At 56.5% G+C, this 18,656-nt stretch carries 23 protein-coding genes; 18 read left to right on the top strand and 5 right to left on the bottom strand.

Annotation, left to right across the window (positions count from 1 at the left end; genetic code table 11):
• Nucleotides 1-40 precede the first annotated feature (40 nt).
• Nucleotides 41-685, bottom strand: a complete 645-nt coding sequence (locus A11S_RS08465; protein WP_015468097.1) for a helix-turn-helix domain-containing protein — start codon at nt 683-685, stop codon at nt 41-43.
• A gap of 176 nt (nt 686-861) precedes the next feature.
• Between A11S_RS08465 and A11S_RS08460 the strand changes: the two genes are divergently transcribed.
• From A11S_RS08460 to A11S_RS08435, 6 genes are read left to right on the top strand one after another with little or no spacing between them, the layout of a single operon-like run.
• Nucleotides 862-1,302 carry a hypothetical protein gene (locus A11S_RS08460; protein ID WP_235067665.1) on the top strand — a complete coding sequence of 147 codons (441 nt, stop codon included), beginning with the start codon at nt 862-864 and terminating at the stop codon, nt 1,300-1,302.
• Nucleotides 1,299-1,697 carry a hypothetical protein gene (locus tag A11S_RS08455; protein ID WP_015468095.1) on the top strand — a complete coding sequence of 133 codons (399 nt, stop codon included), beginning with the start codon at nt 1,299-1,301 and terminating at the stop codon, nt 1,695-1,697. The genes A11S_RS08460 and A11S_RS08455 overlap by 4 nt, the downstream gene beginning before the upstream one ends.
• Before the next feature lie 36 nt (nt 1,698-1,733).
• Nucleotides 1,734-1,997: a hypothetical protein gene (locus A11S_RS08450; protein WP_015468094.1), complete on the top strand. Its 264-nt coding sequence runs from the start codon at nt 1,734-1,736 to the stop codon at nt 1,995-1,997.
• Entirely contained in the window at nt 1,994-3,601 is a 1,608-nt protein-coding gene (locus A11S_RS08445) for a portal protein (RefSeq protein WP_015468093.1), read from the top strand. Before A11S_RS08450 ends, A11S_RS08445 begins: the two co-directional genes overlap by 4 nt.
• Complete coding sequence (locus A11S_RS08440) at nt 3,561-3,827, top strand: Bbp19 family protein (RefSeq protein WP_158497195.1); 267 nt, start codon at nt 3,561-3,563, stop codon at nt 3,825-3,827. The genes A11S_RS08445 and A11S_RS08440 overlap by 41 nt, the downstream gene beginning before the upstream one ends.
• A gap of 32 nt (nt 3,828-3,859) precedes the next feature.
• Nucleotides 3,860-4,636, top strand: coding sequence for a capsid assembly protein (locus A11S_RS08435; protein WP_015468091.1), 777 nt, complete (start codon nt 3,860-3,862; stop codon nt 4,634-4,636).
• A gap of 52 nt (nt 4,637-4,688) precedes the next feature.
• Here A11S_RS08435 and A11S_RS08430 read toward each other — a convergent pair whose 3' ends face one another.
• Nucleotides 4,689-5,072: a PilZ domain-containing protein gene (locus tag A11S_RS08430; protein WP_015468090.1), complete on the bottom strand. Its 384-nt coding sequence runs from the start codon at nt 5,070-5,072 to the stop codon at nt 4,689-4,691.
• Nucleotides 5,073-5,571: 499 nt separating this feature from the next.
• On the opposite strand from A11S_RS08430, the gene A11S_RS08425 reads away from it, so the two are divergent.
• From A11S_RS08425 to A11S_RS08370, 12 genes are all read left to right on the top strand, one after another.
• A complete protein-coding gene (locus A11S_RS08425) occupies nt 5,572-6,399 on the top strand; it encodes a phage capsid protein (RefSeq protein ID WP_015468088.1) in 828 nt (275 codons plus the stop codon).
• A 36-nt stretch (nt 6,400-6,435) separates the two neighbouring features.
• On the top strand, nt 6,436-6,681 hold the full coding sequence (locus A11S_RS08420) for a hypothetical protein (RefSeq protein ID WP_015468087.1): 246 nt from the start codon (nt 6,436-6,438) through the stop codon (nt 6,679-6,681).
• 217 nt (nt 6,682-6,898) lie between these two features.
• Complete coding sequence (locus A11S_RS08415) at nt 6,899-7,471, top strand: hypothetical protein (protein WP_015468086.1); 573 nt, start codon at nt 6,899-6,901, stop codon at nt 7,469-7,471.
• Nucleotides 7,468-9,369 carry a hypothetical protein gene (locus A11S_RS08410; protein WP_015468085.1) on the top strand — a complete coding sequence of 634 codons (1,902 nt, stop codon included), beginning with the start codon at nt 7,468-7,470 and terminating at the stop codon, nt 9,367-9,369. Before A11S_RS08415 ends, A11S_RS08410 begins: the two co-directional genes overlap by 4 nt.
• Nucleotides 9,369-9,890 carry a hypothetical protein gene (locus A11S_RS08405; protein WP_015468084.1) on the top strand — a complete coding sequence of 174 codons (522 nt, stop codon included), beginning with the start codon at nt 9,369-9,371 and terminating at the stop codon, nt 9,888-9,890. Before A11S_RS08410 ends, A11S_RS08405 begins: the two co-directional genes overlap by 1 nt.
• A 247-nt stretch (nt 9,891-10,137) precedes the next feature.
• Nucleotides 10,138-10,563 (top strand): septal ring lytic transglycosylase RlpA family protein, encoded by a 426-nt coding sequence (locus A11S_RS12080; RefSeq protein ID WP_321162783.1) that lies wholly within the window; start codon nt 10,138-10,140, stop codon nt 10,561-10,563.
• Between the two features lie 77 nt (nt 10,564-10,640).
• The gene (locus tag A11S_RS08395) at nt 10,641-12,668 is read left to right on the top strand and encodes a glycosyl hydrolase family 28-related protein (protein ID WP_015468082.1); all 2,028 of its coding nucleotides are present in this window, start codon (nt 10,641-10,643) and stop codon (nt 12,666-12,668) included.
• A 24-nt stretch (nt 12,669-12,692) separates the two neighbouring features.
• A complete protein-coding gene (locus A11S_RS08390; RefSeq protein WP_015468081.1) occupies nt 12,693-13,019 on the top strand; it encodes a hypothetical protein in 327 nt (108 codons plus the stop codon).
• Nucleotides 13,016-14,497: a phage terminase large subunit gene (gene terL, locus A11S_RS08385; protein ID WP_015468080.1), complete on the top strand. Its 1,482-nt coding sequence runs from the start codon at nt 13,016-13,018 to the stop codon at nt 14,495-14,497. The genes A11S_RS08390 and terL overlap by 4 nt, the downstream gene beginning before the upstream one ends.
• A 5-nt stretch (nt 14,498-14,502) precedes the next feature.
• A complete protein-coding gene (locus tag A11S_RS08380; protein WP_015468079.1) occupies nt 14,503-14,826 on the top strand; it encodes a hypothetical protein in 324 nt (107 codons plus the stop codon).
• 1 nt (nt 14,827) lies between these two features.
• The gene (locus A11S_RS08375) at nt 14,828-15,304 is read left to right on the top strand and encodes a cell wall hydrolase (RefSeq protein ID WP_015468078.1); all 477 of its coding nucleotides are present in this window, start codon (nt 14,828-14,830) and stop codon (nt 15,302-15,304) included.
• A gap of 17 nt (nt 15,305-15,321) precedes the next feature.
• Entirely contained in the window at nt 15,322-15,897 is a 576-nt protein-coding gene (locus A11S_RS08370) for a 3TM-type holin (RefSeq protein ID WP_015468077.1), read from the top strand.
• A 2-nt stretch (nt 15,898-15,899) separates the two neighbouring features.
• Here the strand turns inward: A11S_RS08370 and A11S_RS08365 are convergent, their stop codons facing one another.
• The 3 genes from A11S_RS08365 to deoA all read right to left on the bottom strand — a co-directional run bounded on the left by A11S_RS08365 (nt 15,900) and on the right by deoA (nt 18,622).
• Nucleotides 15,900-16,127, bottom strand: a complete 228-nt coding sequence (locus A11S_RS08365; protein WP_015468076.1) for a hypothetical protein — start codon at nt 16,125-16,127, stop codon at nt 15,900-15,902.
• 262 nt (nt 16,128-16,389) lie between these two features.
• Nucleotides 16,390-17,292: a DMT family transporter gene (locus tag A11S_RS08360; protein WP_015468075.1), complete on the bottom strand. Its 903-nt coding sequence runs from the start codon at nt 17,290-17,292 to the stop codon at nt 16,390-16,392.
• Between the two features lies 1 nt (nt 17,293).
• Complete coding sequence (gene deoA / locus A11S_RS08355; protein ID WP_015468074.1) at nt 17,294-18,622, bottom strand: thymidine phosphorylase; 1,329 nt, start codon at nt 18,620-18,622, stop codon at nt 17,294-17,296.
• Nucleotides 18,623-18,656 lie beyond the last annotated feature (34 nt).

Genomic DNA, 18,656 nt, shown 5'->3' with positions numbered 1-18,656 from the left:
AAGCCCGCGCGCACTCTTATATATAGAGAGGGGGTTACGCTTATTGGGTGGCCAGCACGATGCGGCCCATCCATGCCGTGTCGGTGGCGGCCATCGTTTTGTGCGTGCCATCGGGCAGGGTTAAGTCCCATCCAGCTTTCTGCGCGGCTTTCACAACGCCACAGACCAGCCCATCCCGGCGGGAAAATGCCAAAATACGGTCACCGGGGCCAATGTCACCATCGGTATCAATCAGCAAATCGGCCCCCTTGCGGAACAGCGGTTCAAACCGTTTGTCATCAATATGGGTTGCAAAGCAGGCCGGGCCATAGTGCGCCGCCGCCGCCGCAATGGTGGCCGGGGCGGTTTTGTCCTTGTCTTTATTGCTTTTTTCGCGCGCGGCGGCCGGATTACGCCCGCCCGCCAGCGTGGCCAGGTCCAGCAAGGGGACGGCGGTTGCGGCCTTGCCCGTGGTTTCGATCCCCCCCATCGACAGGAAGTCCCCGACGGCGCAGGCCGTAACGGACAGGATTTTGGCGATGGATTCGGTCGACGGCCAGCGCGGCTTGCCACTGGGGCTCACGCGCTTGCTGCGGTTAAAGGATGTCGGGTCCAGCCCGGCCTGACGGGCTAATCCTGATGCGGAATAGCCCCGGTCTTTGGCCAGGCGGTCGATTGCGGTCCAGATTTGATCATGGGTAAACATAGGAGAATAATCCCATCATATTTTTCGCCCGTAAACCAAAAAAGAAAGGAACATTTTCCTATTTTGGGCTTGACAGGGCGAAACTTCTCCGTCATAAAGAACAAAATGAGAACAAAGCGGTGTGGGGCCGTGTGTTCTTTGAGAACATTATACGAACCTTTGTGTGGAGTAAAGGCATGGCGAGAGACCGATATATCCCGACCCCCGTCACGATTGCAGCGGCGCAGGCCTTCGATTCGATGGACGCGCTCTGGTTCTGGTTCATACAGGCGCAACAGGCGCGCATTGATGGCGCCAAATCCCTGCAGGGGGCCGGGCTGGTGGCCCGCCCGTGCGAGCCGATTGACGTCCTGCGCGTTCTGGACCGCCTGCACCGCAATCGGGATTTGAGCATGGATCACATGCTGGTCCTGCGTCATTACGGGCTGCGCATGTTGCCGCCCGATCCGCGCCGCGCCCAGGAACAGCGCGCCCACCGCCTGTGGACCGAAGCCATGGCGGTGATGGAACAACCGTTTATCGACAAGGGAATTTTAAGCCCGCGCGCCGACATGGTGCGGTTTTGGGGCGGGTCCGTTGTCGTTCCCATGCATGTATTACAGGAGGCCGCAGAATGAGCATGATGTCCAAATTTTCCAATTCGTCGTCCAACCGCCAAAACGCGTGGGTGGTGTTCACCGGGGAAACGGATTTGCCGTGGCTGCGCTTCCTGCGTCCGGGGTTCCGTCATTGTTTCGTTCTGCTGAATGACGGGCGGCATTGGCTGTCGTGTGATCCGCTGGCCAATAAAACGGAAATCACCGTGCATCACGTTCCGGCCGATTTCGATTTGCCGGCATGGCTGGCGGGGCGGGGGCAACGCGTGGTGCCGACCACGGTACGGCAAGCGCCGCGCCGTTGTGCGCCGCCGATGCCGTTCACCTGTGTCGAGGCGGTGAAGCGTATTCTCGGCCTGCATGATCGATGGATCATGACGCCGTGGCAATTGTATCGCCATATCGCGGCCGCCTGATTTTTTAAACCAACATTGTTATCGAAGGAGAACACGATGGGAAGCTTTGCTTCGCGTCCGAAGACGCCGTCTGTCCAATATGTCCCGGTCTATACGCCGACCCCGACCACCACACCATCTACGGGAACGGGGACGGATACCGGAACGACCACGCCGACCGATGATGAAACACGGTCCGCCCAACGTGCGGCCAGCCTGCTGGAGCGCGGGCGCGGACGGCTCAGCACGATTACCACGGGGTTCCGTGGGCTATTGTCCCAAGGGGACACCCCGCAACGCAAAACCTTGCTGGGGGAATGATCATGGTATCAAATTTTGTTCTGGATACCGCGAAACCGACTACGGTGATGGATGCAACGGCGCGGGATGCGTTGATGCAACGGTTTAACGCGGCAAAATCGCGCCGGTCCCAGTGGGAATCGTTGTGGCAGGATGCGTATGATTACGCTTTGCCGCAACGTCAGGGGTTTGGTGGCGGCATTCGCCCCGGCGATACGCGCATGGATCGTCTGTATGACGCCACGGCGCTGGATTGTGTCGAACAACTGGCGGCCAGCCTGCTGGGTAACCTGACCCCGCCCTGGACGCAATGGTTCGGTTTGAAACCCGGGCCGGATCTCAGCGCGAGTGATGCCGAACGTCTGGCCCCGGCGCTGGAAAAGGCGGCGCGCACGATTCAGGCGCATCTGGATCGGTCCAACTTCATCGTTGAAATCCATCAATGCTTCCTCGATTTGATCGTCGGTGGAACGGCGTGTTTGTTCGTTGAGGAAGCGCCGCCGGGATCGTTCTCCGCCTTCCGTTTTACGGCGGTGCCTTTGCATCAACTGGTGCTGGAGGAGGGGGCCGATGGGTACCTGAACGGCCTGTACCGCGAAGTGAACATGACGTTGGCGCAATTGCGCGAACGCTATCCGCTGGCGGATTTGCCCGCCGATGTGATCCGCAGCGGTGAGCGCGATGCCCAGGCCCGGTTCCCGGTTCTGGAATCCATCCTGCCCGATGGGCGTGGCGGATATGTGTTGCAGGCCACATTACAAAGCGCGGGCAGTAATGCCACAGTGTTGAAACAATCACGCATGGCCGATACGCCGATGATTGCCTTCCGCTGGCTGAAATCACCGGGGGAAATTTATGGCCGGTCACCGGTGATGAAATCGCTGCCCGATATTAAGACTGCGAACAAGGTGGTGGAGCTGATTTTGAAAAACGCCTCCATCGCCGTAACCGGGATCTGGCAGGCGGATGATGACGGCGTTCTCAACCCCGCCAACATCGAACTGAAACCCGGTGTGATTATTCCAAAGGCGGTCGGGTCGCAGGGGCTGAAGCCGCTGGAAATGCCGGGGCGGTTCGATATTTCGCAGCTGGTTCTGGATGATTTGCGCGCGCGCATTCGCCACGCCCTGCTGACCGATCGGTTGGGACAGATTTCCGATCGCCGCATGACCGCGACGGAAGTTTTGGAACGATCGGGGGAAATGGCGCTGTTGCTCGGTGCGACCTATGGCCGGTTGCAGACAGAATTGATGACGCCGCTGATCATGCGGGCCTTCGCCATCCTGCGCCGCCGGGGCGAGGTGCCGGATATCGCCATTGATGGCCGTCTGGTCACGCTGGATTACCGCTCACCGCTGGCCCGGGCGCAGGGACAACGCAACGTCCAGAATACGCTCAGCTGGCTGCAGGCGGTTCAGGCCATGGGGCCGGAGGCCCTGGCCGCCGTCAACCTGCCACAGGCCGCGCGGTTCCTGGGCGATGCGCTGGGCGTGCCGTCTGATTTGATCCTGAACGATGTCCAACCCGCGTCGCAAGCCCAACCCACTCTTGATATGGAGATTTTGAACGATGAACTTCTTGCCAATGACGAAGCATCTGCCCGTGCCGCCGCATCTGTTTTCTAAGGGTGATGACACCCCGGCGATGACGCAGCAGGATATTGACCGCCTGTTCGCCCGCTGTTTTTCCAGCGATGACGGGAAAAAGGTTCTGGCCCATTTGCAGGTGATGACCTTCGCCCGCGCCCATGGCCCGGATATCAGCGACACGCATCTGCGCTATGCCGAGGGGCAGAGGGCGCTGGTCGCCTCGGTCATGCGGATGGTCGATCGTGGCCGTTCCAGTCGATAACTGAAATTTTTAATGAAAGAAGGAGAAAGACGATGAGTGTTGATAATTTACTGACCCCGGAAGATGAATCCAAAATGACCGCGGATAATGCGGGCGCCATGAATGCTTCGGCTACTGATCCGGCGCGTCCGGCGGGCCTGCCCGATAAATTCTGGGATGCCGAAAAGCGTTCTGTGCGGGTGGAGGCGCTGGTGCAATCCTATCTGGCGCTGGAGAAAAAACTCTCCACCATGGTCGCTCTGCCGGGCGAGGGGGAAGACCGCAGCCGTATCCATCGTGCGCTGGGCGTGCCGGATACGCCGGATGCCTATAATGTCCGTTGCGATCACGGCCTGTTTACGGCGGATGCGGATTTGAACAAGCGTATGCACGAACGTGGTTTCACCCCGGATCAGGTGCAGATGGTTTACGATCTGGCCGCCGAAAAAATGGTGCCGATGATTCTGGAGATTGCCGAGGAGTTCAAGGCCGACCGCGAGGTTGACCGTTTGATCTCCGCCTTTGGCGGGCCGGAACGCTGGGCCGAGATTTCGCGCCAGTTGTTGGCCTATGGCCGCAAGAACCTGCCAGCGGATGTTCTGACCAACCTGTCCTCCAGCTTTGAAGGCGTCATGGCGCTGTATCGCATGATGCAGGGTGGGGAATCCGCGTTGGATCACCCGGCGGGCAAGGATGCATCCGGTCTGGCTCCGGATGAAAACGCCCTGCGGTCCATGATGCGTGACCCGAAATACTGGCGCGACCGCGATCCATCCACGATTGCGCAGGTCACCCAAGGGTTCCAGCGCATTTATGGTGGCGCTGAGTAAAACAAAAACCCCTCCGTTTCGGCGGAGGGGTTTTTATTGTTCTGTGATCCAATTAAATCTGTGAATTGGCGAATTCGGCCGCAACGTGATCGTCAATCACCTGTTGGAACGCGCGGCGGATCGTGTGGCTCAGCGGTTCGAATTCAACGCCAACATGATCGGCGGTCTTGCGGATGACGGTGCCGCGCACATCAATATCAACGATTGTATTGCGCAGTTTGAATTTCAACACCATGTCGACGCTCTGCCCAATTCCGAACAGGCGTTCATCGGCCATGATCTGCAATCCGCCAAAGCTCCAGTTTTCGATAGGGAAAATGCTCCCGTTCACGCTGGCGACACAACGGTCGACGTGACGGCGGGGGTAGCGGCGGCGTGTTTCGGCGGCATCATTGCTGCCATTGGCGCGCAGGCCAGCGAGAAGGATATTCAGCATGCTCTAACTCTCCATCGGGCGCGTGAAAACACACAGGAACGCAGCCCTTTTGTACGGAAGTTATTTCCGTAACGCGGTTAATATCAGACCTCTATTGCCGCATGCAAGAAAAAGACGGGCGGGAAGGATTATTTGTTTTTTATGCCCAACCTCAGTCTTTCACACCCTTATATAATTTTCAAAAAATAAATTGCCAGTTTTAAAAATAAGAATTGACAACTTAGGAATTTAATCCTAAATTAACTCCTGTCGACGCCCTCATTGCGTCCGCGGTTTGGTTTCGCTCTTAGAGTGGGGCCGGGGTTGCGGGGTATGACGGTTTTGATCTCCCTTTGAAACTTCGTGGTGACGGACAACGGTCGCGGTTTTCGCGCCGCCCGTTGCCATGCTTTTCAGGGTGTTTTTGCCGGGTTTTCTTTTCGTGGCCGTGACGAACGACAACCGCCCCCGGTTTTCACAACGTGTTTTTCATCAACAACATACAGAACGAGGAAATGTCATGGCCACATCCATTGACCAAGCCTTTATCAAGCAATTCGAACGCGAAGTGCATGAATCCTACCAGCGTATGGGCTCCAAACTGCGGAACACTGTGCGCACCATCTCCAACGTCCAGGGCTCCAGCACCGTCTTCCAAAAAGTCGGCAAGGGCGTGGCGTCGACCAAATCCACCCACGGCATGGTTCCGGTGATGAACCTGTCCCATTCCACGGTGGAAACCGCGTTGCAGGATTATTACGCCGGTGACTGGGTCGACCGTCTGGACGAACTGAAAACCAACATCGACGAACGTCAGGTGATCGCCAATGCCGGTGCCTATGCCCTGGGCCGCAAAACGGACGAGCTGATCATCAACGCCCTGGCCACGGCCAGCACCAACGTGGTGGCTGATGCGGGTGCAGGCATGTCGATTGCCAAAATTCTGGAGGCTTTTGAACAGCTGGGCGAAGCCGACGTTCCGGATGATGGCGAGCGTTATGCCATTGTTGGTTACAAGCAATGGAGCGAATTGCTGGCCACCGACGAATTCACCAGCGCCGATTATGTCGGCCCGGATGAATTGCCGTTCCGTGGGATTCAGGCAAAACGCTTCCTGGGTACGTTGTTTATTCCGCATTCCGGCCTGCCGATTGATGGCACGGGTGTGCGGTCCTGCTTCTGGTTCCACAAAACGGCCATCGGCCATGCGTCGGGTTCGGATGTTCAGACGGATATTACGTGGCACGGCGACCGTGCAGCGCATTTCGTCAACAACATGATGAGCCAGGGTGCATCCCTGATCGATGGCAACGGCGTTGTTGTCATCGAATGTGACGAAACTCCGTAATCGTCTGTGCAACCTTAAAGAAGAAGGACAAAAACAATGGCTTTCAAAGCAAGCGACTTAAGCGTTCTGGCCTATGCCAATAATTTCACGTTGTGGCACTACACCACCGTGGATGCATCTGGCGTTGTGACCGGCGGTGGTTATTTCAACACGGCATCGGACATGATGCGCGTGAATGATCTGATCATTGCCAATCTTGATACCGATGGCACCCCGGCGACGAAATTTTATATCGTGACCGGGAACAGCGGCGGCGCCGTGACGATCGCGCTGTACAGCTAAGGCTGTATTGCCGGTTGCCGTGATGGCGGGCTTGCGCGGATCCGCATGGTAATCGACCATTTTGGTTCCTCTGGTCGGTTCATGCGTGTGACGGGCGACGTCCATGCCCATCGGTATCGGGCCCCCCGCCGGATTGTTTGTGTGTCATTCAATCCGGCGGGGTACGGCCCCGATTTTTTAACCATTCCACATTTTATGATTGAAGGCAGGCTTTCAAATGGCTCTTTCCGATATTGCCCTGTGCAGCCGGGCGCTGATCCGCCTGGGCGCGGCACCCATTACATCGTTTCTGGACGGCACCGCTGAATCCGATATTGCCGGGGCCTTGTTTGGGCCTGTGCGCGATGCGCTGCTCTCCGCCTATGGCTGGAGCTTTGCCACGGGGCAGGTGGCGTTGAATCCCAATGCGACCGCGCCGGCGGCGGATTACGCCCATGCGTTCCATTTGCCGTCCGATTATCTGCGCGCTTTATCCGCCGGCACGGCGGGGCGCGGGCGGGGTTTGAATTACCGCATTGCCCGCGGACGGTTACAGGCCAATTCGGATTCGGTCCTGCTGACCTATATCTTCCGGCCAGAGGAAGAAGAATTTCCACCGTACTTTGACGCGGCGCTGATCGCACGGCTGAGCGCTGAATTTTGCATCCCGGTCACCGAAAATACGTCCCGGGCCGAGGCGATGTTCCGTCTGGCCGACGGAGAATTCCAGCGCGCGCGCCAGATTGACGCACAACAGGACTCCCCCAACCGCATTGAAGATTTCAGCCTGATCGATGTGAGGAATTCATGAGCCGTATTCGCAACGTAAAAACCACGTTCACCGCCGGTGAAGTGTCACGCAGCTTGCTGGGGCGCGGGGATTTGCGCGCCTATGATAACGGAGCGCTGTCCTTGACCAACGTCTTTATCCAACCCACGGGGGGTGTGACCCGCCGGGCGGGCTTGCGCCATATTGATGTTGCGGCAGGGGCCGGGCGTTTGATCGCGTTTGAATTCAACACGGAACAAACCTATCTTCTCTGCCTCAGCGACGGGCAATTGGACATTTATGCCGATGGCGGATTTTTACAAAGTCTGGCCGCGCCGTGGGATGCAGACCAGATCGCCAATATTGCCTGGACGCAGAGTGCGGATACGTTGCTGATCGTCCATCCCGATCTGACGCCGATGAAGCTGGTGCGCGGGGCGGGTGGGGTCTTTGGCCTGAATGACTGGGCGTTTTTCGTTGACGATGACGGGGTGAAATTCCAGCCTTATTATAAATATGCCGATGTCACGGTCACGTTGACACCATCGGCCACCACCGGAACCATCACCCTGACCGCGTCGGCCAGCGTGTTTACCGAAGATCATGAAAACACACGCCTGCGCGTGGCCGGGAAAGAGGTGGAGATTACCGCCTTTAACTCCCCCACCGTGGTGACGGTAACCGTGATTGAAACATTACCAAACACCAACGCGACCATTGATTGGATGGAACAGGCGTTCAGTGCCGTGCGCGGTTACCCGGCCAATGTGGCATTCCACCAGGATCGTCTGGTCCTGGGCGGCAGCCGCGATTTGCCCAACCGGTTGTGGTTTTCAAAATCCGGGGATTTGTTCAATTTTGATACCGGTACGGGTCTGGATGACGAATCCATTGAATTTGCCATTTTGTCGGATCAGGTGAACGCCATTCGCGGCCTGTTTTCCGGACGGCATTTGCAGGTTTTTACATCGGGTGCGGAATGGATGGTCACGGGGGACCCGCTGACCCCGACCAATGTGCAGTTGAAACGCCAGACCCGCATTGGATCATTGACGGATCGTCATGTGCCGCCGGTCAGTGTAGATGGGGCGACGTTGTTCATTGCCCGGAACAAGAAAGAGGTGCGGGAATTTATCTACACCGATATCGAACAGGCCTATCAGGCGACCGATCTTGCCCTGTTGTCCCGGCATTTGATTAACGACCCGATTGACCAGGATTTCGATGCCAATCGCCGTTTGCTGTTCATGGTGCGGGCGGATGGGAAAATCGCGACCCTGACCGTGTATCGGGCCGAAGCCGTGGCGGCGTGGACTTTGCTCGAAACCGATGGGCATGTCCTGTCCGTTGCGGTGGTGGGCGAAAATGTTTACGCGTTGGTCAACCGCGGCGAGGCGATCCATATCGAGGAATTTGATGATGAATTGTTTCTGGATGCCGCGTTGAACGGCGAATCCGAAACCCCGACCGATACATGGGCGGGGCTGGATCATCTGGATGGGCGTGAAGTGTCCATCGTTGCGGATGGTATTTTGCATGACCCGCGCACGGTGATTGACGGGGAAATCACATTGGATGAACCGGCCAGTTCCGTCGTCATCGGTTTGCCCTATACACATATTGTCGAACCCTTGCCCCCATCCGCCGTGGCGGAGGCCGGGGCGGGGCGGGCGGTGCGGTTGATCGAGGCCCTTTTCCGGGTGCAGGACACGTCTGCCCTGCGATTGGATGTGGGGCGGGGCCTGCGCGATATTCCACTGCGTCATGTGGGGGATATTGATCCACCGGATGGTCCGCCGCCACTGGTCAGCCGGGATGTATCGGTTCGGGCCATCGGGTGGAATACAACCGGGGCCAATCCGCTGTGGCGGATTGAGCAATCAGCGGCTTTGCCGTTTACGCTTTTGTCTGTAACAACTGAAATGAAGGTGAATGACTAATGGGAACGCTTTCCTCCGCCGTTAAGGTTCTGGGCCAGTTCGGCAACATGGCCGGCAGCATCAGTTCAATTTACTCCGGCTATAACGCCGCCAAAACATTGCTGGGCGATTCCGATCAGAAAGACGCGCTGCGCCGGGAACAGGAACTGGCCATGCGCCAGTTGATCGAGGCCCAGAATGCAGGCCTGCAAAAAGCCGAAGAGCAGGCCGGGCTGGAGCGGCAAAAAATTTCTGCCGATGCGCAAAGCGCAGAAACGACACGGCGCGCCGCATTGAAACGCGCCATGGCACGGCAGAAAGTGCAATACGGTTCATCGGGATTGTCCGCGGTGGATGGATCGGGCGAAGCCGTTCTTCTCGGTATGTTTGAAGAGAGTGATCAGGAGCGGCAAACGCGTGAGAAGCTTGATGGCTTGCGCAATCAGGCGATTGATCTGGATATTGCCGACCGCAACCGCATCAACGTTTTACAGCGCACGCAGCTGCAGGAACGGCAAAAACTGGACACGATGTTGTTGTAACCTTTTGGGTGTGGATAGGGGTTTAATATTCAAAAAAGCCCGGAAATTAACACTTTTCGAAGCATGCTAACGCTTTGGAATACCATGCTTTTGACGGGTTAACTTGCGGCATTTGAGATAAATCATCTATAACACCGCCATCGTTAACAACAGCGAGCACGGAGTAATGATTTATCGACTGTTAGAAACTGTGAAAACAATCTGCGTACAAAAACGTTTTGCAATCGTTTTGCCGATTTGTTTTCTGATGCTGGGTATGCTGGCTGCCGGTGATGTTCTGGCCCAGAAATCCGAAAACGCCCCTGGCTTCTGCCGTCCTGAAATTCAGGTTGGTACCGCACAGAACGGCGTTGCATCCTGGTATGGTCCTGGGTTCCATGGCCGTAAAACGTCCAGTGGCGAAATTTACAACATGAATGAGTTGACCGCCGCCCATCGCACGTTACCGATGGATACAATGGTCAAAGTGACCAACAAAAATAATGGTGAAACCGTTATTGTTCGCATCAATGACCGTGGCCCGTATGTGGGCAAACGCGTGATTGATCTGTCCCTGGCCGCCGCAAAGGCGCTGGATATGGATCATGATGGTCTTGGCAACGTTGCCATTACCGTGATGTGCGAAAATACGCAACCCGTTGTTCCGGGGCAGAAGCCGGCGACCAACGCCTAAGCCATTAAAAACGATTTTAAAAAACCCGCCGGTTGTGGCGGGTTTTTTTGTGCCAAATTTTTGAGAAAGGACGAACTATGCCCTCCGATCACATTAGAATTCCCGCGATTGCTCCAATTGTTCGCAGTCTTGGTGACGGCGTACAGGATACGTTCACCTATGACTTCCCCCTGTTTGCATCCGAAGACATGGTGGTGTCGCTGAACGGGGCGGAACAGGCCTATGGCTTCACCGTCAATGGCGCGGGCAATACGGATGGTGGAACGGTGGTGTTTGATACGGCCCCGGCCAGTGGTGTTGTTGTGACACTGGAACGCCGCCTGCCGTTGGAACGCCTGACCGATTTTATCGAAGGCGGCGATTTTTCCGCCCGGGCCATCAATACAGAGCTGGACATGTTGATGGCCGGTTTGCAACAGGTGGACCGGATGCAGGGGCAAATGTTGCGCTATGGCGACCACGAAACACCGGGGGATATCACGTTGCCATCCCGCGCGCAGCGGGCCAATCGGGCTTTGGGGTTTAACGCGGATGGTGACCCGATTGCGGTGTCGCTGGACGGATCAATGGCCGCGCCCGATTTTACCGCAACGGGCACGGGGGCAGAAACACGGACCAGCACAGACAAGCTGGGCGATCTGGTGTCGGTGAAGGATTTTGGTGCGGTGGGCGATGGTTTGAATGATGACACATTGGCCTTTCAAAACGCGCTGGCGGCACATGATTATGTGTTTGTGCCGTCGGGGACATATTTGATCAGCAATACCGTTCAGGTGAAAAATCGCAAAAGCCTGATCGGCGCGGGACAAAAATCGGTCATGCAGGCCATCAATAATAGCTTTGTCGCCGTGGAATGTCCCGCTGGGTATGCCAATATCCAGCATTTGCGGATTGAAGGGGGAAGCATCGGGTTACGTTTAATCGGTGTGGATGGGCCGTGCGTTCAAAATGCCGTGGCGGATGTGACCATCTGGCTGTCCGACATTGGTCTGCAACTGGATGGGGGCAGTGACACCAATAAACCCTGTTACTGGAACAATTTTACTCGTGTTCTGGTGGCGCAAATGGCCACACATGGCATACACCTGACCTTATCAGGCGCGGGGGATACGCCGAATGCCAACCGATTCCAATCCTGTCGCGTCTATTCGCTGGGGGCGGATATTACCGGGGGCGGGATTTATGTTGAGCACGGGTCGTTTAATAACAGCTTTGTCGATTGCGAAGCCAATGTGAAGGGCACTGCGGCGGCGTGTGTGCGCATGGGGTCGGGCAGCAACAAGACCCTGCTGGTCAACCTGTTCACGGAATCGAATAATGGCGTGCCAAACGTGCAGATTGACGCAGGATCGGAAGAAACCGCCATTATCAATCTATCGGCGCAGAGTGATGGGGCGGCGATTTATGATTTATCCGGTGGAAATTATGACGCGGTGAATGCCGGGTGGCCGGATAAAAACCGCCTGCGCAAAACCAGTGTCACGGATCTAAAGGCCACATTATTGCGCCATGATACGGAATTTATCGACACGCCGGGCACGACGCAGTTGGATTTGTCGCATTCCGTCCATCTGGTCAACGCGACCAGCGGTGCCATTCGTGTGGATTTGCCCAATGCGGGTGATGCGCCGGGGGTGGTCATGGTGGTGAAAAAACTGGATGACACATCCAACATTGTCACCATCGGCGAAGATGACGGCAATGGGCCGGATGGCACGACATTGCAACTGGGTGGTCGGTATGATTACGCGGAAATGATTTCCAATGGCGCGGCCTGGTCGATTATTTCGTCGAACCGCATGGCGGGAAACACCCGGTATTATGACGGGTCGGGGACGTATGACATTGATATGGCGGTGGATGTCTATCTGTTGTCCAGCTATGGCGGGGTGTTGACCGCGCGTTTGCCCCCCGCAAACGCGGCCAAGGCGGTGGGGCGCACCGTGACCATTAAAAAGGTCGATGGGTCCGCCAATGCAGTGATGGTCAGCGAACAGGGCGGATCCGGGCCGGATCAATACACGCAACCTTTATCCGGGCAATATAACGCGATCACAGTCACGTCGAATGGGTCGCAATGGTATATCGTGTCAAAATTCACCTAAGACCTTAGGGAAAGCGTAAGAAAAATGACGAATGACATGACAGGCGATGCGCGCGAGCGTGTCGCCATTTTTTTACCCGATGCGCTGGCGCGGGCGCTCAATTCCTATCACGCGTTTTCCGGCGAAAATGTGCCGACGGATATCAAGGCGTTCAAGGAATATCATAATGCGTGCAAGGTCGCGATTGCGCATATCGACCTGTTGATCAAGCTGGCGCGGTGGGCGGATTTGCCGAGTGCGGATGATGGTCATGATGATCTGGCCGCCATGGTCAAAAATGCGGAAAGCGAACTGGCCGATTATCATGAAAAATTTGGTGAGGACGATGATGAAAAGGGGGATGGGGAATGATTCAAAAAACCAATCCCATGGCCTTTCGTCTGTTCGTTGTGTTGTGGAACCAGCGCCAGGGGCTGGCCACGCCATCGGTGCATCTGTTCATGGCCACATGGCTGGAATCGGCGTGGCGGGCAGGTGATAAGCGGTTGTTATTAATGGCTTTTCGGTCGTGCGGCAAAAGTACCTTGGTGGGCCTGTTTGCGGCGTGGTTGCTGTACACCAATCCGGATTTGCGGATTTTGGTGGTGGCGGCGGAAACGTCGTTGGCACGGCGCATGGTCCGCAATGTACGCCGAATTATCGAACGCCACCCACTGACGCAAAATTTGAAACCGAAAAACGCGGACCAATGGGGCGCGGACCGGTTCACGGTTAATCGCGCGATGGAATTGCGCGATCCGTCCATGGTCGCGGCGGGTATTACCGCCAACGCCACGGGCAGCCGGGCCGATGTGATCATCTGCGATGATGTCGAGGTGCCCAATACATGCGACACGGCGGACAAACGCCGCAATTTGCGCGACCGTCTGGCGGAGATGGATTTTATCCTGACCCCCGGCGGTACGATGCTGTATGTCGGCACACCGCATAGCTGGTTCACGATCTACGCGGACAAGGCACGCAGCGAGATTGGTGAAGTACGCCCGTTTTTGGACGGATTTCGCCGCTTGAAAATCCCCGTTTTGGATCGCGATGGGAACAGCGCATGGCCGGAACGGTACAGCGTGCAGGATATTGCCCGCATGCGCGCCAGCACGGGTGAAAACCGTTTCCGCAGCCAAATGATGCTGGAGCCCGTCAATATTGCCGAAGGGCGTTTGGACCCGGCGCGGCTGGTCCGCTATGGGGATGAGGCCGTTTTTTCGCCGGAATTGCGGCAATTGCATATCGGCACGGCCCGCATGGTTTCGTGCGCGGCGTACTGGGACCCGGCGTTTGGGCGCAGCGGCGGGGATCGGTCCGTTCTGGCCATCGTGTTTACGGATACGGATGGCAATCTTTATTTACACCATGTGTTGTACATGAATTGCGATGCGGCGACAGAAGATGAAGCCACCGCACAATCCCGCGCCGTGGTTGATGCCGTGAAGCGGTTTCATGTTCCGGCGGTCACCATTGAAATTAACGGGATCGGTCGTTTCCTGCCTGCGATTTTGCGACGGGAACTGGCCAAGGGGCGCGTGCCGTGCGCGGTGGTTGAACATTCCAGCACGCGGCCCAAAAATATCCGCATTCTGGAATCGTTTGAAACCATCATGGCGGCGCGCCTGTTGCGCGTGCATGGCGATGTGTGGAAAACGCCATTTTTAACCGAGATGCAGGATTGGACGCCCACGCGGGATAACGGGGCGGATGATGGCCTGGACGCCGTGGCGGGGGCGTTGTCATTGCAACCGGTCCGCCTGCAACGGTTGGTCGCTGTATCGGGTGGGCCGACATGGCGCGGGGACGCCATCACACACGAAGCCCGCACGGAATTTGAGGTTTAAAGGGCATGGATCATTTTGCATTCGATATGAATTGGTGGGTCACCGTTATCCAGATTCCCGTTTTGGGCGGAATGTTCTGGCTGATCTGGCATATCCGCAATGAGTCAGAAAACGCCGAGCGGCATTTGCGCGATCTGATTGACACGCGCCACAGCCAAATGCGCGAAGGGTTGGCGGCATTCAAGCTGGAAGTCGCAAAGACATACGCATCCGTGGCGGAGATGCGAGAGCTTGAATCCCGCCTGGTGGGGCATTTATTGCGCATCGAATCGAAACTGGATGCCACCGCATTGAAAACAGAGGCGCTGAACGCGCGGAAGGAACGATAAAATGGTTCGATTTTTAAAACCCAAAGACAGTAAAACACCAAAAACAACACCGCGCAGTATTGATGAAGATACGGCGGTGGATATTCTGGCCCGCACCCTATGGGGGGAAGCCCGAGGCGAAGGCAGCGCCGGTATGCAGGCCGTGGCTGCCGTGATCATAAACCGTGTGAAAGTGGCGGAGGCCCATGGTGGAAAATTTTGGTGGGGGAACAGTATTATTGCCGTGTGTCAGAAACCCTATCAATTCAGTTGCTGGAACGACAATGATCCCAACCGGGTCAAATTGATGGGCGTAACGGAATCCGACATCCATTTTGCCACGGCGGTCCGCATTGCGCGGCGGGCGGTGGCCGGGGTTCTGGATGATCCGACGAACGGGGCCACCCATTATCATGCCGCGGGCATTACGCCGCCATGGACACGGGGCGAAAAACCATTGGCGGAGCGGTCATTGGCCGCCATATTTTTTATCGTGTGATGTAAGGGATAGATATCATGGTCGCACCCGTCATTTTGCAAATGGGACTGCCCGTCCTGGCCAGCATCGTGTCCGAGGCTCTGGGCACCATCAAACATCCGGCGGCACAGGTGGCGTCAAAATCGCTGGGGCAGGTGAGTGACGCCCTCAGCATGGGGCAGATCACGCCCGAACAAATGGCCGAAGCCAATCGCCATGCCGAGAAAATGGCCGAGGTCGCGGCGCAGGAAAACGTGGCGGCGTATCAGCAGGTGAATGAATCTCTTCGGGCCGAAGTAGCCTCCAGCGATCCCTATGTCCGGCGCATGCGGCCCACATTCGGGTATTTGATGGCGCTGACATGGGCGGCGCAGATGCTGGCCTTGGCTTATGTGATTGTCTTTGAAACGGCGCAGGCGGATATTGTCCTGCAATCCATGGAATCGCTGGGCACCATCTGGATGGTGGGGCTATCGGTTCTAGGGATCTATGTGTACAAGCGCAGCGAGGAAAAGAGAATAACGCCGTCACAGGGCGTTAAGCCGAGTGTTAAAAATTCTGTCGCGCCTGCACCTTCTGTACAGACGCGACAGAATTTTAAGGTGAATGAATAATATTAATGCAGGCTGGCTTCCCCGCACAACGGTGCGCGGGCAGCGGCTTGCAACATGGCGTAATAAACGCGACGGACGGTATCAGGGTCCAGATCGCTGACGGCCATGCCAGCATCGCACATATAGGTTGTCGGTTGTTCAGGTGTCAGGCGCAATCCAATATCACGCAGGACGCGCAGGCCGGCGAAGAGGTCCGCATTCTGCGGCGTATGATTATTTTCTTTACTCATCTTCAGTACTCCAGATCAGACGTAAGGGGGCTTGTTGATGGATGTACTGCAAAGATTGTGCTAGGCGAGGGAACCCTATCCTTCAGATATAAAGACCGAACGGCTATGTGTTTGAATTAAGAAACTTCTTACATTCAAATATACTGATATGCGTTTGTGATGAGGCGATTAGTGTCCTGACCCAGAGGATAGGGCGGTGGTAGCATTTTGCATGCAAAATGCGAAAAATGGCGCATTCGGCTTTGCAAAATGCTTGTAAGTTTCACGTAAGGTGTTGTTTATAATGGATATGTTCGCGCCATATCACATATAACCCTGCGCATGCGATGATCACCGATCCGGCGATGGTCGGGGTGGTCGGTAATTGGTCGAAAAGGGCGTAACCCAAAAGGACACCCCAGATCATTTGCGTATAATGAAACGGGGCCACAATCGCGGTTTCGGACACGCGGGAAAACGCGGACGCGTAAAATAAAAATCCCAGGAATGACAGCGGTGCCAGTGCGAGGAACAACGTGATGTCCAACGGCGTTTCCGGCATGCGCATCGGTTCGCCCCAGATCACCATCGGCGCGTATAAAACCGTCCCCGCAATAAAGGGGAAGAACGCGTGGTGAATGGCGCGGGCCCCCGGGCCGATTTTGCGCACGATAATGGCGCCAACGCTGGTCAGGCAGGTGGCGGCAAAGGCCATGATCAGCCCGATATTATTATCCGCAAATTGTGGACCGGCCAGAACGATAACGCCGATAAAGCCCGCAATAATGGCCGTGATGCGATGAATGCCGACCTTTTCCTTTAAAATCAGCATGGCCAGAAGTGTGACGATCAACGGCGACAAAAACACCACGCCATAAAAATCCGCCAGTGAAATATGTTTGAGCGCCAGAATGATGCAATAGGCGTTGATCGCCATCAACACGCCGCGCGCGGTGTAAAGTTTCCATTGCGCCGGTACAAACCCGCGCCAGCCATGCCGTGCGATGATCCACAGCCCGCAAATCACAGCCCCGATGGCGGATGAAACGAACACGATCTGGGCCGCCGCATAATCTTGTGACAGCCATTTGGCCGTGGTATCGACCAGCGAGAAAAACGCCCAGCCCAAAACCCCCGCACCAATCGCGGACAGGTTGGTGCGGAAATGGTGGTGTGTGGTGTTCATATCAGGGTGTGATCCGTTCACGAATAATCGGGCCGGGTGTGGTGGTTTCACCCTGTGGCACGATGGTGTAAGCGCGTTTGATGATGTCTTCGGCGCGTTTGATTTTGGTTTCATCCCGACCGACAATAACACAGAGCGGGGCGGCGTCGCGACCCACGCGTTCACCAATCGCGGCCATGGCGGCCATGCCGGTGCCGTGGTCGACTTTATCGGTGACCAGACGGCGGCCCCCGTCCAGTTCAATGACGGCATAGCCAATCTGGCGGACATTGATGGATTGCACCACGCCGCCCTGATCCGGGTATACGGCATGTTCAATCGGGGCCAGTTTCATGTGTTTGTCGAACCGATCGATAATATCGGACGGCCCGCCCAGAGCAGCGACCATGCGTTCAAAGAAATGCGCGGCGCGGCCATTCTTTAAATTTTCAACACATTTCGCGCGCGCGTCTTCGATCGTATCCGCCAGTTTACCCAACAGCAGAAGTTCCGCAGACAGTTCAATGGTGACATCATACAGGCGTTGATCAACATTTTCATTGCGCAGGAATTCAATCGCTTCGCGCACTTCAATCGCGTTGCCCGCCGTGCGGCCCAAAACCTGGTCCATGTCGGTCATCAATGCGGTGCAGGGCAGGCCGCCATTATTGGCAACGCCAACAATGGATTCCGCCAAGGCGCGGGCGTCATCATAATCCTGCATAAAGGCGCCAGAGCCGAATTTCACATCCATCACCAACCCATTCAGGCCCGCGGCCATTTTTTTCGACAAGATGGATGCGGTGATCAAATCAAGGCTTTCCACCGTGCCGGTGACATCACGCACGGCATACATGGTGCGATCAGCCGGGGCCAGGTCCTTCGTCGCGCCAATGATGGCACAGCCTTGTTCCTTGACCACTTTACGGATTTTATCCAGCGGCGGCTGGCTGACATAGCCGGGTATGGAATCCATCTTGTCCAGCGTGCCGCCGGTATGGCCAAGGCCACGGCCCGACAGCATCGGCACAAACCCGCCACAGGCCGCGACGATCGGGGCCAGCATCAGGGACACCTTGTCACCAACACCGCCCGTCGAATGTTTATCCAGCACCGGCCCGTCCAGCGACTGGTCCGACCAGTCCAGCGTGATGCCCGATGTGGCCATGGCGCGGGTCAGGGCGACACGTTCGGCAACATCCATTGGGTTCAGGCAGGTGGCCATGCAAAAGGCAGCAATTTGCCCTTCGCCCACCGATCCATCGACGATGCCACGGACGAACTGGCCGATTTCGGCCTCGCCCAGCGGTTGGGCCTGACGACGGGCGATAATGATTTCCTGGGTCAGCATGCGATGATGTCCTGTTGGCTCTGCACAATCGTTG

This window comes from Micavibrio aeruginosavorus EPB (assembly GCF_000348745.1).
Lineage (GTDB): Bacteria > Pseudomonadota > Alphaproteobacteria > Micavibrionales > Micavibrionaceae > Micavibrio > Micavibrio aeruginosavorus_A.
The sequence above is the reverse complement of the archived record's forward strand: the minus strand, read 5'-3'. Positions and strand labels throughout refer to the sequence as shown.

Coding starts and splice junctions, on each gene's coding strand:
- A11S_RS08420 (WP_015468087.1), top strand. CDS start 6,436: ATGGCTTTCAAAGCAAGCGACTTAAGCGTTCTGGCCTATGCCAATAAT.
- terL (WP_015468080.1), top strand. CDS start 13,016: ATGATTCAAAAAACCAATCCCATGGCCTTTCGTCTGTTCGTTGTGTTG.
- A11S_RS12080 (WP_321162783.1), top strand. CDS start 10,138: ATGCTGGGTATGCTGGCTGCCGGTGATGTTCTGGCCCAGAAATCCGAA.
- A11S_RS08380 (WP_015468079.1), top strand. CDS start 14,503: ATGGATCATTTTGCATTCGATATGAATTGGTGGGTCACCGTTATCCAG.
- A11S_RS08435 (WP_015468091.1), top strand. CDS start 3,860: ATGAGTGTTGATAATTTACTGACCCCGGAAGATGAATCCAAAATGACC.
- A11S_RS08430 (WP_015468090.1), bottom strand. CDS start 5,072: ATGCTGAATATCCTTCTCGCTGGCCTGCGCGCCAATGGCAGCAATGAT.
- A11S_RS08425 (WP_015468088.1), top strand. CDS start 5,572: ATGGCCACATCCATTGACCAAGCCTTTATCAAGCAATTCGAACGCGAA.
- A11S_RS08375 (WP_015468078.1), top strand. CDS start 14,828: ATGGTTCGATTTTTAAAACCCAAAGACAGTAAAACACCAAAAACAACA.
- deoA (WP_015468074.1), bottom strand. CDS start 18,622: ATGCTGACCCAGGAAATCATTATCGCCCGTCGTCAGGCCCAACCGCTG.
- A11S_RS08415 (WP_015468086.1), top strand. CDS start 6,899: ATGGCTCTTTCCGATATTGCCCTGTGCAGCCGGGCGCTGATCCGCCTG.
- A11S_RS08445 (WP_015468093.1), top strand. CDS start 1,994: ATGATCATGGTATCAAATTTTGTTCTGGATACCGCGAAACCGACTACG.
- A11S_RS08395 (WP_015468082.1), top strand. CDS start 10,641: ATGCCCTCCGATCACATTAGAATTCCCGCGATTGCTCCAATTGTTCGC.
- A11S_RS08365 (WP_015468076.1), bottom strand. CDS start 16,127: ATGAGTAAAGAAAATAATCATACGCCGCAGAATGCGGACCTCTTCGCC.
- A11S_RS08370 (WP_015468077.1), top strand. CDS start 15,322: ATGGTCGCACCCGTCATTTTGCAAATGGGACTGCCCGTCCTGGCCAGC.
- A11S_RS08465 (WP_015468097.1), bottom strand. CDS start 685: ATGTTTACCCATGATCAAATCTGGACCGCAATCGACCGCCTGGCCAAA.
- A11S_RS08460 (WP_235067665.1), top strand. CDS start 862: ATGGCGAGAGACCGATATATCCCGACCCCCGTCACGATTGCAGCGGCG.
- A11S_RS08440 (WP_158497195.1), top strand. CDS start 3,561: ATGACGAAGCATCTGCCCGTGCCGCCGCATCTGTTTTCTAAGGGTGAT.
- A11S_RS08360 (WP_015468075.1), bottom strand. CDS start 17,292: ATGAACACCACACACCACCATTTCCGCACCAACCTGTCCGCGATTGGT.
- A11S_RS08390 (WP_015468081.1), top strand. CDS start 12,693: ATGACGAATGACATGACAGGCGATGCGCGCGAGCGTGTCGCCATTTTT.
- A11S_RS08450 (WP_015468094.1), top strand. CDS start 1,734: ATGGGAAGCTTTGCTTCGCGTCCGAAGACGCCGTCTGTCCAATATGTC.
- A11S_RS08455 (WP_015468095.1), top strand. CDS start 1,299: ATGAGCATGATGTCCAAATTTTCCAATTCGTCGTCCAACCGCCAAAAC.
- A11S_RS08410 (WP_015468085.1), top strand. CDS start 7,468: ATGAGCCGTATTCGCAACGTAAAAACCACGTTCACCGCCGGTGAAGTG.
- A11S_RS08405 (WP_015468084.1), top strand. CDS start 9,369: ATGGGAACGCTTTCCTCCGCCGTTAAGGTTCTGGGCCAGTTCGGCAAC.